Below are 17,357 nucleotides of genomic sequence, written 5' to 3' on the forward strand. Positions count from 1 at the left end.
GGAGCCGAAGCTCCCTTTATTATGGTTTAAATTTCTTAAAATTGAAACCTATTTACCATGTGCTTGTGCCATAAACTCTTCTGTATTACCACGGTCAGCCGTTAAATAACTCACAACGACTGTGACAATCACCGCAAACGGTACAGAATATAACGCTGGGTTAACCAATACATCAATGCCCATTATTGATTTGGTGCCAAAGAAGGCCGCAAACGTAAAGATCAATGATGAAATTAAACCAGCCGCCATACCAATAATCACCGCTTGACTGGTCAACTTACGCCACCATACTGCGAAAACCAAAGCTGGCGCAAAGGTACTGGCTGCAATACCAAAACACATCGCAACCAACATCGCCACGTTTTGCTCTTTTAACCAAATCGACATTGCAATTGCGCTAACCGCTAACACACCCGCGCCGATTTTCGCAAAACGAACTTGCTCTTCATCGGTTGAGTTAGGGCGTAATACACCTTTATACAAGTCATGCGACAAGCTGGTTGTGGCTGAGATCAATAGACCCGCCGAGGTACTTAGCATCGCCGCCATTGCACCCGCTGCAATCACACCCATCAACAACTGTCCGCCCATCATTTCGCCTAACATCGGCATCGTCATGTTGGTTGCAACACCACGCTGACCCGAGGCTAATAACTCAACTAATGTTGGGTATAATGCATACATCGCAATCAAACCAACAAAGAAAACACTGCCGTAGAAAATCGCTAAGCCCCAAATAGTGAACTCGGCTGATTTACGCGCATCTTTGGCGTTAGACACTGTGTAGAAACGAATCAAAATGTGAGGTAAACCTAATACACCTAAGAACAAAGCCAATACCAAACTAGCGTTATTCATTAGGTCACGTAAACCTACACCAGGTGAAATCGCATTCGGTGCATCGGTCATTATGCCACGCACGGTTTCAATCGCTACCGCACTTTCCGCATTGGTCATACCCGCAATCGCGGCCACGGCTTCAGCATTACCTGCGGCGACTAATGGTGGAACAATATCTTTACCTTCAACCACCATACCGACTGGGTTACCGCCAAAGAAGGCAATAATACCGAAAATCAACAAGAACATTAACGCACCAAACAGGATAGCACCCTGTACGGCTTGGTTATAGCTTGTTCCTTTCATCCCACCCATGATAACGAAAATCGCCATCAATGAACCGGTTACGATAACGGTTGGCAAATAATCCCAGCCCAATAACAAACCAAATAACAGACCCGCGCCAACGATTTGCGGTACCAAATACATAACACACAATACCAGGGTAGAGATCATCGCAATCATGCGAATGCCTTTTTCCGAGCCCTGATAACGCGCGTTCAATACGTCAGCGACGGTAAATTTACCGACGTTTTTCAAGGGTCCGGCAATAATCAGCAGCACCACAATCCAAGCGGCAAAAAAGCCAAGTGCTAACCACCAGCCATCAACCCCCATCAAGGCCACCGCGCCGGCCACACCCAAGAAACTGGCGGCCGATGCATAATCACCAAACATCGCCATACCGTTTACACGAGGCGAAATACCGCCACCCGCAACATAAAAGTTAGCGGTTGATGAGGTTGAGCGACGATGATAATAACTAATGTAGAGCGACAGGGCGATACCTAAAATCACCACACCCAGAGCAACAATATTTTCCATTTAGTTGGCTCCCTCTTCTTCTAATTGTTCTAATTTTCTAAGGTATAGGCGTGTGATAATCACCCCCGATACGATAATCAACAAGCCACCCCAAACAGCAAGCGGTAAGCCAATGACCTCTAACGCGGCAATATCTTTGAAGCTGGCTGACGTCATTAACGCCACTCCAAAGTAAAGCACGGTATAGATCACCAACAAAATGCCAGCGAACTTAATTCTACCGTCATTCATAGGATTTCCTTTTTTTGTTTATCCTCGTTAAAACCTAGCTCTTCCTAACCCGGATTTAGCTTCGAAGCGAAGCTAAATCCGGGTTAACGAAGAACCCCAACAGCGGGTTATTATGATAAAAAAACCATTCAACCTGCAAGCATCAATTTGCACTTTTTGTGCCACATTATATTTATTCAAGCCCAAAATTTAATTATGATTAAAAAGTGCAAAGTAATTAATTAACCCAACTATTGTTGCTGCAACTGCACCAATATCGATGGGTCTTCCAGTGTGGAGGTATCCTGAGTGATTTCTTCACCCTTCGCGATGGTACGCAACAAACGGCGCATAATCTTACCTGAACGGGTTTTAGGTAAGTTGGAGCCAAAACGTATCTCATCGGGCTTGGCAATTGGGCCAATTTCTTTCGCCACCCAATTACGTAACTCGGTAATCATCGCATTGCGCTCATCCCCTGCAGGTAAATCAGTATTCAGGACCACAAACGCAAAAACCGACTCACCTTTAACATCATGCGGCTTACCAACGACCGCGGCTTCGGCTACTTTTGGATGTGCAACTAAGGCAGATTCAATTTCCATCGTACCTAATCGGTGACCTGACACATTCAATACGTCATCAATACGCCCTAAAATCCAAATATAACCATCCGCATCTTTATGCGCGCTATCGCCAACCACATAATATTTATTATTAAACTTAGCATAGTAGGTATCAATATAACGCTGATCATCGCCCCAAACGGTTTGCAACATAGACGGCCAAGGCTTACGCACCACCAGATACCCCCCTTGGTTATTGCCAATCTCATTGCCCTCTTCATCCACCACGGCGGCATCAATACCTGGCAATGGACGGGTACACGAACCTGGCTTTAACGGTGTCACACCAGGGAAAGGCGCAATCATGTGCGCACCGGTTTCAGTTTGCCACCAGGTATCAATAATCGGACATTCACCACGTCCAATCACCTCGTGATACCACATCCAAGCTTCAGGGTTGATCGGCTCGCCCACTGTGCCAAGAATACGCAACTTAGACAGGTCATACTGAGCAGGAATCTCTTTGCCAAATTTCATCAAGGCACGAATTGCGGTCGGCGCGGTATAGAATACCGTAACACCATGGTCTTGACACACCTGCCAGAAACGACCGGCATCTGGATAGGTTGGCACACCTTCAAACATGAGAATGGTCGCGCCCATTGCCAAGGGGCCATAAGCCACATACGAATGGCCTGTAATCCAACCGACATCCGCAGTACACCAGAACACATCCTTATCTTTTAAATCGAACATCCACTCATTGGTGACCATCGCATTTAATAAATAACCTGCCGAACCATGTTGAACACCTTTTGGTTTACCTGTAGACCCTGAGGTATAAAGCAAAAATAACGGATGGTCAGCGGCTACCATAACCGGATCATGGTAATTACTCATTCCCGCTTCGGCTTCATGCCACCATAAATCTCGACCTGCCTGCATGGTCACGTCTTGCTTAGTACGCTGGTAAACAATCACTTTTTTAACATGGTCACAGCCTTTTGATAAGGCTTCATCTACCGCCGCTTTAAGCGGAATCGATTTCCCGCCACGCAAGCCACCATCGGTGGTAATAATCATCTTAGCGCCGGCATTCTCAACGCGATCACGCAAGGCTTCAGCCGAGAATCCACCAAACACAATCGAATGAATCGCGCCGATACGTGCACAGGCCTGCATGGCAATGACCGCTTGCGGGATCATCGGCATATAAATAATCACCCGATCACCCTGCTTGATACCCTGAACCTTTAATGTATTAGCAAAACGGCACACTTCATCATGCAACTCTTGATAGGTGTAATGATGCACATCACCTTTATCGCCCTCAAAAATAATCGCTAGCTTATCGCTCTTGGTATCCAAATGACGATCAATACAGTTATAAGACACATTCATCTCACCATCTGCAAACCAGCGATACAAAGGTGCTTTCGACTCATCAAGTGCTTGAGTAAAAGGTTTGTGCCAGCTTAGTTTTTCTTTGGCTAAGTCTGCCCAAAAACCAACATGATCTTGTTCTGCTTTGGCATACATTTCAGCGAGCTTGGCTTCGGTAATTGTGGCTTGGGCTTTGATGGCTTCTGAAGGTTCAAAAACTCGGGTTTCGGTTAAAATGGATTCAATATTCGTTGACATTCACGCCTCCGCTTGTTTAATAAATAATGGTATAAACATAAAGTTTCGATATTCTACCGTTTTTGCTCTTTAATCTGTCTAATTTTCGTCAAAAGCACTGACAATTCGGTTTCTTCCGCTCTGTTTCGCCTGATATAAGCGTTGATCCGCTCTTTCTATTAAACTAGCCACATCATCACCCGCGCGCACATTCGTCACACCGCCACTAATCGTAACAGGGTAAGGTTGATGCTGTGTTATATTTTCTTCCACATACACTCTAAATGCTTCAACCTTTTGCAGAACCACCTTGGTTGGAATATGCTTAATGAAGACCGCAAACTCTTCCCCACCCCAGCGCACTAATAAGTCATCTTGTCGAAAAAAATGACGCATCATATTCCCCAACTCCATCAATACACGATCGCCCGCCGGATGCCCATAAGTGTCATTCAAAACTTTAAAGTGATCAATATCAAAAAACAGCAAACAGCCAGTTTGCTGACACTGAATCAAATTTTTAAGCTCTAAATTAAAGAAGCGCCGATTGTATAAACCCGTTAACTCATCGGTATTGGCCTGATTTTTTAACTTATCCTGTATTCGACTAAGATCATCAAGCGCACGCGCAGAACGTGCTAGCGCGACGGAATAGCGATTAAACATATAATAGATTACCGCCAGCAATAATAACAAAACCACCAGATTTACCAAATTAGCACGAATTAACTCCATTTGGTTAGCATAAACCAAATCAGTAATATCTTTCGCCACCACAACTTTTGCCACCAACTCACCTTGATGGCTAGATTGATCAAGATCGGTCAGCAAAAGATAATGACGCCCCTCAACTGTTAGTCTTGCGCGCTCAACAGACAGGTCTATTGAAGAATTAAGCGAGTCAAAAAAATCCGTGTTTTGAATAATAGAGTAGTTATCTAAGGTGTCAAATTGGTAATCATTAATTAACTTACCCAGCGAACGGGTTTTAACCAAAATCATCGACTCTAGTTCAAACCTTGCTGCCAAACGTTCGACAAAATAATTAGGGCGAATACCAAACTCCAGCAACCCAAAATGTTCGCCCGCCTGATTGATTAAGGGTGTGGTAATTCGATAGGTAATGCCATTCTTACCGACCTCAAAACCCTGCAATGCGGTCTTGGATTGGTTTGCATCACGCACAATAGGTCGGTAATCCGTTAAATCGTCGCCAAAGTTATTGGGCTGGTGTAAGCGAAGCAAGGTGATATTTTGTGGGTCAAAATAATGCATCACATGCAAATCAGGATTATCCTGTTGCAAGCGTTGGTAGTCTGGATTGGAATAGGCATACAGCGCCTCTCGATCACCCTGTTTAAAAGCCCGCTGAACGTGCTGTTCATTGGCATAGTGATGTGTGAGTGTTAAATAACGCTCAATCAAAGATTGCTGTAAATCTTGATGATAAATAAGCGCCTGATCCCCCAACTGCACAATCTCCTGCTGTAGCTTATGATTATGGCTATGATAATCATAAGCACCTCGCAGCAGTACACTCAGAAAAACCAAAACTGAAATATAAAGCAAATACTGCCACTTTAAACAATTATTCATTTCATCACTACCTGAGGTTGCCAGTTCAACGCAGCGAGTAACTCAATAAGGGCATCATCAGGCTTGAGTGACCAGTTGGACTTAAACTGCGCTTTTGCATACTGATTTTGATACTCAAGCACTAAGGGCAAGCCATCTTCTACCTGATAACTCATCATAAGCGCATTAAGTTCATTTAATTTTTGCACATCTAGCACGGATTCGCGAACAAGAATTTTTAATGCCCGGGCTTGCTGAATTCGCATCTCCGCCAAGGTGACCACCTGCTCGGCGCTTAGTTTAATCCCGCCATTAAAGCTATCTTCCTCTACCGTGCCATACATCAACAACACCGTATCTGGCTGCACTAAATCCTTAACACTACTAAACACCGCTGGGCGCAATACGGCTTCTAAACGTGCGGTGCGGTCATCAAGGGTAACAAACCCCATCTTATCACCGCCACGAGTATTTTTAGCACGCACCGCCACAACCAGGCCTGCTACCCAGCGTTTATCATATTTATTGGGTGTAATTTTGGCTAAGGTTTGGCTCACATAATGGCTTAACTCTTGGCGATAAGCTTCAATCGGGTGACCACTTAAATACAAACCTAGAGTATCCTTCTCACCCTTTAAACGTTCACGCTCTATCATTTCGGGGATATCAACCAGGCCTGGTTGTGGTGTAATGTCTGGCTCGTCGGCCATCAACGCACCAAATAAATCATCTTGACCCGATGCCTCATTCTGCAACGCCTGCTCTGCTTGATGCAAGGCTAGACTAACACTGGACAGCATCGCCTGACGATTGCTATGCAAACAATCCATCGCACCCGCGCGAATTAATGCCTCCATCACGCGACGATTGACCTTTTTCCCTGATCGCGCCGCAAAATCAAACAAATCATGAAAAACACCTTGCGCTTGACGGTCAGCAATCACCCCGTCTAATGCCGCTTCACCCACCCCTTTAATCGCGCCTAAGCCATATAAAATCGTTTTAACATCGCTAGCTTTAAACTTAATATCACAGCGATTAACATCAGGCGGCACCAACTCCAAACCCATGGCATAACACTCGTTAATCATATGCACCACTTTTTCAGTGTTATCCATATCCGAGGAAATCTGTGCCGCCATAAAATGCGCCGGGTAATGGGTTTTGAGCCAAGCCGACTGATAAGACACCAACGCATAGGCCGCCGAGTGAGACTTGTTAAAACCATAGCCCGCAAACTTTTCAACCAAATCGAAAATCTTCATCGCCAGCTGACCATCGACGCCATTATCGATCGCGCCCTGCTCAAACTTGCCGCGCTCCTTGGCCATTTCCTCCGGTTTCTTCTTACCCATCGCACGGCGCAACATATCCGCCCCACCCAGTGAGTAACCCGAAAGCACCTGCGCAATTTGCATAACCTGCTCTTGGTAAAGAATAATGCCGTAAGTCGGCTCTAAAATTTCTTTTAGGCTTTCATGCTGGTATTGCGCATCGGGATAAGACACGGCTTCCTTGCCATGTTTACGTGCGATAAAGTTATCCACCATCCCCGACTCAAGCGGACCAGGACGAAACAAGGCCACTAACGCGATAATATCTTCAAAACAGTCGGGCTTTAAGCGCCGAATCAAATCCTGCATCCCGCTGGATTCAAGCTGGAATACGCCGGTTGTGCGCCCAGTTTTAATCAACTCAAATACCGCACGGTCACCCAATGGAATCCGCGTAATATCAACAAACCCCTCATCACCTGGTTGCTTGCCGGCATTAATCGCCTGCAACGCCCAGTCAATAATGGTTAAGGTACGCAAACCCAAAAAGTCAAACTTCACCAAGCCAATGGTTTCAACATCATTCTTATCCAGCTGAGTGACCACACCCCGACCATCGGCTTCCGAATACATCGGACAGAACTCGTCCAGCGGTTTCGGGCCGATCACCACCCCACCCGCATGCTTACCGACGTTACGCACCGTGCCTTCAAGCTTTAAACCTAAATCCAAGAGTGTTTTAACATCTTCATCGTTTTTATAGCGCTGCTGCAACTCCTCTTCTTTTTCGAGCGCATCCTTCAGCTTAATCCCTAGTTCGAGCGGAATCAGCTTAGCGACACTATCGACCATGCCATAACCATGACCCAAAACCCGCCCAACATCGCGCACAACCGCCTTGGCGGCCATCGTACCGTAGGTAATAATTTGCGACACATGATCACGACCGTAATGACGCGATACATAATCAATCACCTCATCGCGGCGCTCCATACAGAAGTCAACGTCAAAGTCAGGCATCGACACCCTTTCCGGGTTCAAGAAACGCTCGAATAGCAAATCGTATTCAATCGGATCCAAGTCGGTAATTTTCAGCGCATAAGCCACCAAAGAACCCGCGCCCGATCCACGCCCAGGACCGACGGGGATTTGATGATTTTTGCCCCACTGGATAAAGTCCGCAACGATAAGAAAGTAACCAGGAAAACCCATTTGCAAAATGGTATTCAGTTCAAACTCTAAACGCGCGACATACTCAGCCTTTTTCTCAGCCTGCTCCGCTTGCGAAAGATGACCAAACAAAAAGGCCAACCGTTCATCCAAGCCCTTGCGACACTCCAGATCAAAAAACTGATCCATCGTCAGGCCCTCAGGCACCGGAAAATTAGGCAAATAATAGGTACCTAACTCCAGCGTTAGGTTACAGCGCCGTGCAATATGCAGCGTGTTCTCAATCGCCTCAGGAATATCCGCAAACAGCGCCAGCATTTCGTCACTAGAACGCAAATACTGTTGATCGGAATAGGGTTTAGGACGGTTTGGATCATCTAACACATAGCCGCCGTGGATACAGCAACGCACTTCATGCGCTTCAAAATCTTCACGCTGCATAAACCGCACATCATTGGTCGCTACCACCGGCAAGTCAAACTGATGCGCTACCTCAATCGCGCCCTGAATATAACGCTCTTCATCGGTGCGCCCCGTGCGCACCAACTCTAAATAAAAACACCCAGAAAAATGCTGCTGCCACCAACGCACCCGCTCCGCGATTAAGTCCGAATTTCCAGCCAGTATCGCCTGCCCAACATCGCCCTGTCGCCCACCGGATAAAACAATCAAGCCTTCATTATGTTTCTCCAACCAGGCCTGGTTGACCAGCGCCACTTGCTGCATCGCATGCAATTTCTGATTTGTTAAATAACTCTTTGAAATTAAACGTGATAAATTAAGATAACCCTGATGATTTTGACAAAGCACGCTAATACTAAATACCTCGCCCTCGGCGGACTCCACCCACAAATCCGCCCCCAAAATTGGCTTAACCTGCGCGCCGCGTGCCGCGCTATAAAACTTCACCAACGCAAACATATTACATTGGTCGGTCAAGGCCATCGCCGGCTGTTGGTAGGCTTTAACCTGATTCACTAAGGGTTTGATATGCAAAAGACTATCCACCACCGAAAATTCAGAATGGACATGAAGATGAATAAATTGGGACATGGGCAAGGAAGTTCGTTTAAATAATAGTCTATTCTAAAGACAAAAACGCCACATTGCTAGTGATAAACCGACGGAGGGTGCAATCAAAAGTGCCGGCAACCTCAAAAGATTCCGGCCTTCGCCAGCATGACAGGAGAAACGTTTTCTCACACTCACGCACAGCATCAGCGCGAGAAAACCTAGATCCGCCTGTTAAGGTTTAGCCCCTATGCATTCGAGCTAGGTATAAGTACGACTAATTTCCAAGCTACTCGCGATCTTTTTCGTTCATTCGCTCTAGTGCTTGCATAATGCGGGCGTTGAAGCTGCCTGATGGAAACGCGTCTTCTGCATTCGCTTCACCTACAGGCATGTCACCAAACAAGGCCAAACCTTCATCAACATGGCTAATGGCATAGATGTGGAACACCCCTTTTTCCACCGCTTCGCGTACTTCTTGATTGAGCATGAGATGACGGGTATTGGCTTCTGGAATCACCACACCTTGATGCCCCGTTAAACCACGGGCGGAACAGATTTTGAAGAAACCTTCGATTTTTTCATTAATGCCCCCCACCGGTTGGATTTCACCAAACTGGTTTACTGAACCGGTTACGGCCAAATCCTGACGCATTGGTACCTGTGCAATCGCTGACAACAAGGCAAATAACTCGGCGGATGATGCACTATCCCCTTCAATACCGTCATAGGTTTGCTCGATAACAATCGAGGCGCTAAAGCCTAATGAGCGGTAGCGCATGTAACGCCCTCGGACATAACCCGACAAAATCAGCATGCCTTTTGAGTGAATCGGCCCGGCCATTTCAATTTCGCGCTCGATATCAACAATCCCTTCATCACCCGCCGAAGCCTGCGCCGTAATACGCACAGGTTGACCAAAAGATTGACGCCCGACGGTCATCACGGTCAAGCCATTGACCATACCGACATGATGACCCTGTAATGAAATAAGCACTTGTTGTTCGATAATCGCGCGATGGAAATATTCCTCCATCAAACCTGTATGAAAATCACGCTGGGCAATGGTCGCTTCAATGGTTTCACGGCTGACTTTTTCTTGACCGTTAGCGCGGGCAAAGGCGGTCGCTTCGGCCAATACATCACGCAAAATGGCTTTATTAGTATAGAGGCGGTTTTCGTCTTCCGCCATGCGTGATGCATATTCAATCAAACGCTCAAATGCAGACAATTCAACCGGTAAGTCTTCCCAAGATTCAATTTCACTGGCGAGCTGTTGCGCTAACGCCAGTTCATGATCAGGAGTTCTGGCGAGCTCAACTTCAAACTCAACCTGCACCTTAAACAATCGGCTAAACTGGGCATCTATTTCATGCAGTGCATAAAAATGTGCAGACTGCCCGACTAGCACGAGGGTTAGATTCAATGGAAAATCCGGCAAGTGATAAGGCACCACACTATTGGATGACGGTATTTCAAAACTAAGATGGCGCGACATCAACGAGGCTTTTAAACTTGACCAAATTTCTGGGTCTTTTAACAGTGATTGGATATTCAGAATTAAATAACCGCCATTGGCTTTTTGCAATAGACCCGCTTGATGGTTCATCGCTAAACCTAGGGTATCACCGGTCATGGAGGAGGCGGCTGTGTTAATCGCATAGCCAAACAATTTAGGCATGGTCGCATTTTGTTCGTAAATAACCGGCGCATGCTCTAATTCACGGTGATCGACCAATAAATTAACCCCAAATTGACCGATTCCCTGTTGTTCGGGGGCGGTTTCTTCGATTGGACTATTGTTCGTATTGCTGGTGGTGACCTGATCGGCCGATTGATCCCAGAACAAATGTAACTTAGCGAGCAACGCCTGTTCAAGGTCATCAAGATAACTCTCTACTTCGGGATTCGTCGCAAACTCTTGTTTCAAGTTTTTAATCAAGGGCGCAATATGCTCGGAGGCGACTTGGGTATTTAGCTGCTTGCCCTCCTCCAGATACTCATGTTGCATCGTCGGGAAACGGGTCAAGGCTTCGTTGATTTTAGCTTCAACCTGATCGAGCGCATCGGTAAAGTATTTTTGCACATCGGCATCCAATGACTTAAGTTCCGATAGGCGCATTTTTTCGCCATCCACCAACGCATGTAAGACAAAATTATTTTCAGTTTGTTGCACATCAATACTGAGCTCACGCGCGAGTTCAAACGCGGGTTCAAGAATCTCTTCTTGCTCAGCCGCTAAACGACGCTCCAGCTGTTGTGAGCGTAATTGATAAGCATGGCCATCAAACACCACGGGTAATTGGTTTTTGAGTTGGGTTATAAACCGTTCAATCGCTTGACGAAACCCATATCCCTTACCCGCTGGGAAATATAAATACATGGTTTTTGGCGTTTCTTTAAAATTAGACACCAGCACCACATCATCAGGCATGGGCTTGTTTTGTGCGGCCGTTTTTAGCATCGCCTTGGTCATGCCGATGCGTCCAACGCCCGGCTCACCCATAATAAAAATATGATTTTGATTGCGCTTTAGATGCAAGCCAAAGTTAAGCGATTGATAGGCACGCGGGTGAAAACGCTGCATAAAATCATCAATCGAGGTCGTGTTTTGCGCAAAGGCTTGCGGATCGATTTGAGTTTGACGGTAAAGCTGTTGGCTAGAAAGTTTTCGCATTACGCACAATCCAAGTAAAATAGTAAAAAATTAAAAGAGCGCTATTGTACCAAACCATGCCCATACCTCATCAACAAATTCCTACCCCATTACAAAAGCTTGTGTCTCCGGTGTTTGCGCAAGCAGGCATTGAGGTCTGGATCAAACGCGATGACTTAAACCATCCGCTGATTCAGGGCAATAAATGGCATAAGCTAAAACTCAACCTTGAACAGGCCAAACAACAAGGCGCACAGGAGCTTATCAGCTTTGGCGGCGCCTATTCCAACCACATTGCGGCCTTAGCCGCCGCAGGTAAAGCCTATGGCTTTGCCACACGCGGGTTTATTCGTGGTGATGAACTCGCTCACAACAACCAGGCCTGGTCGGCCACCTTAAAAACAGCCGCAGAAAATGGGATGATGTTTGAGTTTTTAAGCCGTAGCGAATACCGTTTACGCCACAACCCGAGCTGGTTATCTGATTTGCAGCAATCTTATCCAAACGGTTTTATTTTACCCGAAGGCGGCAGTAATCCATTGGCTGTGGCAGGTTTTGAATCCTTGATAAATGAATTAAATCAGCAGCTTGATTTTAGTCACTTGCTTTGCGCCGTCGGCACAGGCGGCAGTCTGGCTGGAATGGCCAAATTCGCCCGTGCTGATCAACAGGTTTGGGGAATTGCCAGCTTAAAACAAGCGGATTATTTAATCCCACAGATTAAAGATTGGATAGCTGAAGACAAACAAAACTGGCATTTATGGACAGAGTTTCATGGCGGTGGCTATGGCAAGACGACAGATGAAATAATTAATAAAACCAATGAGTTTGAAACGCAATTTAATGTTTTACTTGACCCTATTTACACGGCTAAACTGGTGTATGGGTTTTATCAATTATTGTCTAATGGTTGTTTTAAGAGAGGAAGCCGCGTGGTGCTATACCACAGCGGCGGCTTACAAGGGCGAGAGGGGTAAGAGAGTTAAGGGCAAACGCATCTTCAGCAAATAATAATCAATAGCTTACAATCAGATCTCGCTCCCACGTTGAACGTGGGAGCGCCTTGGACTTGGGTTCGAGGGCTGTTTCATAGGTTAAATCGGTATGCATTCCCACGCACAGCGTGGGAACGAGGTTAAGAGAGTTAAAAACTTAGATCTAAAAAGTAAGAATAAATCTAACCACATTCTGAATATCTTCGTCAGACATGTCTTTCGCCATTGGTGCCATCATGCCGGTCATCGGACCGACCTGCTCGCCTGCACGATATAGCATCATTTTACTGATAAGATCTTCTTCAGGTTGGCCTTGTAGTTTAGGACCCACACCGCCACCACCGGTCATACCATGACAACCCGCGCAACTGGTGTACAGTGTTTGACCCGATGCGGCTTTGGGTTGCATTTTTACTTCCGTCAGTACAGGTAGAGGTGCCGCCTCTTCAATCTTAGCCACAGCAGGCACTTCAATACGCTGGCCCAATGAAGGCGCTTGAGGTTCCGCTTGTTTGGTAACCTCACGGGTATCGACCGTGGTTTTAGGTTCGGTTTGGTTCTCACCACACCCCACTAGCATAAAGCCTAAACTCAACGCGACGCTCATTGTGATTGTTTTCATGGTTAGTCCTTTATTTATGCTTTTTAACCTATACACAAGTGTAACAGGAATTTAGCAAGATTTTAATCTTTTTTGAATCCGTTCTATCGAAACAGGCTTAATTGTTTTCATGGGCTGGGCAAACAGCGATACCCGCAATTCTTCAAGTAACCAACGAATTTCAATGAGTTCAGCCGTTGGACGTTCGTCATAAGCCTGAGCAATACGTTGGTAGTCTTGCAACACAGCTTGCAGTTGTCGCTGGATTTGCTGATCTTTTTGGGGATCAAGGTCGAGTTTTTCAAGCCGCACGTCGAGCGCTTTGAGATAACGTGGCGTTTGTTTAAGCCACGCATCGGGTGTCTCTAGCACAAAGTTTAAATGTACTAGGCGATCCAGTTGGGTTTTAATGTCGTCCAACGAAGCGAGCCAGCGCGGATTCAATTTGCCTTTGATCTGCTTCGCTAGTTTTTGATGAGCGATTAAAATTTCGGTGATGAGTTTTGCTAGGGCTTGAGATTCAAGCACCCATTCGGCTTGCAGTCGTGCCAGCGCCTGCTGAAACTGCGCTTGTTGGCGAATCGCTTGCGGCTCGATCACGAGCCGACGCAATGCTTTATCAATGATCTGCTCATTTAAATGCGCACAAGAACCATAAGGTGCAAAACACAAGCAGGCCTGGTTGAGATTAAGGTGTTTTTGCAAATACTTAACCTTGTCTTGCAATAGGCTTTTTAGCAAAGCCCACACCGCATAACCATGATGTTTTTTAGCTTGCAATTCATCGCCACTGCGCGACAAAACCACCTGCCCTTGCTCTAGCACCAGGCCTGGGTAGGCTTGTAATTGTTTGCCGTGAGATTTGATATTTTCATGGTCGGCTAAATCACCAAAATCCCATTGTGTGATCAGTTGTTTTTTGTCGCCATCACCACTGGCAATGCGTTGTTCAACCAAATGATGATAACGTTGTTTTAGCTCGGCTAAATCAGCACTTTCCGCAATCAGCTTGCCTTTGTCATCGAGCAGCTGATACCAAGGCAGCAAATACGCCGGCAGATTGACCGCACCAAAATCCGCCACCGATACTTTCTGGTTAATACCGCGATTAAGCGCTTGGATTAATTGCGGAGCAAATTCACCTTGCTGTGGATCAAGCTGTTGACTCACTCGCTCAGCTACCCCAGGCGCGGGCACAAATTGTTTGCGAAGTTGTTTGGGTAATGCCTTGATATAGCATACTATTTTTTCTTTTAGAAACCCAGGTGTTAGCCATTCAAACTGCGCCTCATTCACCAGGTTTAAACCTGCGAGCGGAATTTTAAACACCACGCCATCTTGTTGTTTTCCTGGTTCAAAACGATAATCCAGCTGCAAGGGAATACGCTGGCTGAGTTGAATTTGATCCGGAAAATCACGCTCATACTGGCTGTCTAAATCCTGTTTCAGGAGGTCAGATTCTTTGAGCTTGAGGGCGTCTTGCGCTTTGGCTCCGGCTTTTTTCAGCCAGCTTTCTAACGCCGGTTGGTTGCTGATATGTTCAGGAATCCGCGCGGCATAGAAGTCTTGCAACACCTGTTCTTCAACGAGCAAATCCGGACGACGCAGTTTGCTTTCGTAACGTTCAATGTTCTCAATCAGCTTTAGATTGTGCTGGTAAAACGCGGCTCGCGTATTAACGTCCTGCTGAGCCAACGCACGAATAAAAATGCCACGCGCCTCTTTCGGGTTAATTGGGCCATAATTACAAACACGACGACTAACAATCGGTAAACCATAGAGTGTCACCGATTCATAGGCTCCAACCTGACCGGTTTTTTTCTGCCAATGCGGGTCAGCGTAGCTGCGCTTTATTAAATGCGGCGCTAATTCCTCGACCCAGCGCACATCAATCTGTGCGTTGGTTCGCGCATAGAGTTTGCTGGTTTCCACCACTTCTGCTGACATCAGCCATTTAGGTTTAAGTTTGAACTGTGCCGAACTGGGGTGAATAAACAGCTTAGTGCCACGCGCACCGAGATAGCTATTATCATCCGAGCGCATCATCACCTGCCCTAACAAGCCGGCCAGCAAGGAGCGATGCACATTAATACTGTGTAAATCACTCAAGCGCTCTAGCGTCTGCCCTTGTTCGGTGATTTCCTCATACAGATGCAGTTCACCGACTTTTAAGCCAATGGATTTTAAACTGACTTTAAGCTGATGAAACAGATCATGCCATTCACGCAGTCGCAGATAGGATAGGAAATTGGTTTTACACAATTTGCGCAGTTTGTTTTGGCTCAGGTGGCGTGCTTGGTACTCGTAAAAACGCCAGAGGTTTAAGAAAAATAAAAAGTCCGAGCGCGGGTCTTCCCATTGTTTATGCTTGGTGCGTGCCGCTTGCATGGTTTGTTCGTTGATGTCGCGTGGGTCTTGAATACTAATCGCGGCGGCAATAATTAACACCTCGGCCAACACATTGTTTTTTTCCGCCTCCAACACCATTTTGGCAATCCGTGGCTCTAACGGCAAACGAGCCAAATCGCGCCCTGCTTCGGTTAGGTTTTTCTTATCATCCAACGCACCAATTTCAATCAGTTGGCGATAACCATCATTCACCGCTTTATCTTCCGGCGGCTCAATAAACGGAAAGCTTTGCACCTTGCCAAGTTTAAGTTGCGCCATATTCAATAGCACAGAACTTAAAGAGGTGCGATGAATTTCTGGATCGGTGAACTCAGGGCGGGCGTTAAAATCCTCTTCCGAATACAGACGAATACAAATACCATCGGCCACCCGTCCGCATCGGCCTTTACGCTGGTTAGCGGAAGCTTGTGAAATGCGCTCAACCGGTAAACGCTGCACTTTGGAGCGCACACTGTAGCGGCTAATTCTAACCAGGCCTGGGTCTATCACATAGCGAATGCCCGGAACGGTTAGCGAGGTTTCCGCGACATTGGTAGATAAAATAATCCGCCGCTTGTTGGACGTTTGAAATACCTTGTTCTGCTCGCTAACCGATAAACGCGCATACAAAGGAATGACATCGGTGTTTTTTAGATTTTGTTTGCGTAAGGCTTCGGCGGTTTCTTTGATATCACGCTCACCGATTTGAAACACCAATACATCGCCATGCCGATCATGGGCGGCTAACTCCTCAAGCGCCTCGACGATGCCAGCGGTCATATCCTGTTCAATCACCGTGCCATCATCCATCTCAACCTGACCTAAAGGCCGATAACGCACTTCAACCGGATAAGTTCGCCCCGACACCTCAACAATAGGCACGGTTTGGTTGGGTTGATTAAAATGCGCGGCAAAACGCTGGGTATCGATGGTTGCCGAGGTGATAATCAGTTTTAAATCAGGGCGTTTGGGGAGCAGTTGTTTCAGAATACCGAGTAGAAAATCAATATTAATGCTGCGCTCATGGGCTTCATCAATAATAATCGTATCGTATTGGCTTAAAAAACGGTCATTTTGAATTTCAGCCAACAGAATACCGTCGGTCATCACCTTGATTAAACTGGTTTCATGCACTTGATCATGGAACCGTACTTGATAACCGACCAATTCACCCAAGTTAGAACCCAACTCTTCAGATAAACGTTCAGCCACACTACGCGCCGCAATACGACGCGGTTGGGTACAACCAATCCGACCTAACACCCCCCGACCGGCTTCTAAACAAATTTTGGGAATCTGAGTGGTCTTACCCGAACCGGTTTCACCGGCAATCACCACCACTTGATGGGTTTTAATAAGCGCTAACAACTCATCACGCCGCCCCACGACTGGCAAAGCAGGATCAAAATCAATTTTTGGCACCAGCGCTTTTCGGGCTTCTACTTTGTTTAAGGATTGCTGTAAACGCGCAGACCAACGCAACCAGGCCTGGTTGTCTTTTTCTTCATCTGATGTTAGCTTAAGTCGCGCTAAATCACGCTTCAAACGAAACTGATCACGCGTCTGCGCTTGCGTGATCAACGGAAAAAGTTCAGCTGGGTTTTTAGGAAATGGGGACATAAATCA

General features: G+C 46.4%; 9 protein-coding genes. 1 reads left to right on the top strand and 8 read right to left on the bottom strand.

All coding sequences use genetic code 11. From position 1 onward, the window contains the following. Nucleotides 1-48: 48 nt before the first annotated feature. The 6 genes from NA59_RS00725 to NA59_RS00750 all read right to left on the bottom strand — a co-directional run bounded on the left by NA59_RS00725 (nt 49) and on the right by NA59_RS00750 (nt 11,768). Nucleotides 49-1,665, bottom strand: a complete 1,617-nt coding sequence (locus NA59_RS00725; RefSeq protein WP_044406386.1) for a sodium/solute symporter — start codon at nt 1,663-1,665, stop codon at nt 49-51. Beyond that, a complete protein-coding gene (locus NA59_RS00730; RefSeq protein ID WP_044406389.1) occupies nt 1,666-1,896 on the bottom strand; it encodes a DUF485 domain-containing protein in 231 nt (76 codons plus the stop codon). A gap of 230 nt (nt 1,897-2,126) precedes the next feature. After that, nucleotides 2,127-4,082: an acetate--CoA ligase gene (gene acs, locus NA59_RS00735; RefSeq protein ID WP_044406391.1), complete on the bottom strand. Its 1,956-nt coding sequence runs from the start codon at nt 4,080-4,082 to the stop codon at nt 2,127-2,129. A gap of 78 nt (nt 4,083-4,160) precedes the next feature. Continuing rightward, complete coding sequence (locus NA59_RS14105) at nt 4,161-5,657, bottom strand: sensor domain-containing diguanylate cyclase (RefSeq protein WP_052501358.1); 1,497 nt, start codon at nt 5,655-5,657, stop codon at nt 4,161-4,163. Further along, nucleotides 5,654-9,133: a DNA polymerase III subunit alpha gene (dnaE, locus tag NA59_RS00745; protein ID WP_044406394.1), complete on the bottom strand. Its 3,480-nt coding sequence runs from the start codon at nt 9,131-9,133 to the stop codon at nt 5,654-5,656. The genes NA59_RS14105 and dnaE overlap by 4 nt, the downstream gene beginning before the upstream one ends. Before the next feature lie 247 nt (nt 9,134-9,380). After that, a complete protein-coding gene (locus NA59_RS00750; protein ID WP_044406397.1) occupies nt 9,381-11,768 on the bottom strand; it encodes a Lon protease family protein in 2,388 nt (795 codons plus the stop codon). A gap of 44 nt (nt 11,769-11,812) precedes the next feature. Here NA59_RS00750 and NA59_RS00755 point away from each other — a divergent pair, with 44 nt between their 5' ends. Further along, nucleotides 11,813-12,724: a 1-aminocyclopropane-1-carboxylate deaminase/D-cysteine desulfhydrase gene (locus NA59_RS00755; RefSeq protein ID WP_083944808.1), complete on the top strand. Its 912-nt coding sequence runs from the start codon at nt 11,813-11,815 to the stop codon at nt 12,722-12,724. A gap of 181 nt (nt 12,725-12,905) precedes the next feature. Here NA59_RS00755 and NA59_RS15450 read toward each other — a convergent pair whose 3' ends face one another. Both NA59_RS15450 and hrpA read right to left on the bottom strand, forming a co-directional pair. Continuing rightward, nucleotides 12,906-13,364, bottom strand: coding sequence for a c-type cytochrome (locus NA59_RS15450; RefSeq protein WP_232504002.1), 459 nt, complete (start codon nt 13,362-13,364; stop codon nt 12,906-12,908). Nucleotides 13,365-13,415: 51 nt separating this feature from the next. Continuing rightward, nucleotides 13,416-17,351, bottom strand: coding sequence for an ATP-dependent RNA helicase HrpA (gene hrpA, locus NA59_RS00765; RefSeq protein ID WP_044406401.1), 3,936 nt, complete (start codon nt 17,349-17,351; stop codon nt 13,416-13,418). Between the last annotated feature and the right edge of the window lie 6 nt (nt 17,352-17,357).

Source organism: Thiomicrospira microaerophila, from assembly GCF_000934765.1.
In the GTDB taxonomy this organism is placed as follows: Bacteria; Pseudomonadota; Gammaproteobacteria; order Thiomicrospirales; family Thiomicrospiraceae; genus Thiomicrospira; species Thiomicrospira microaerophila.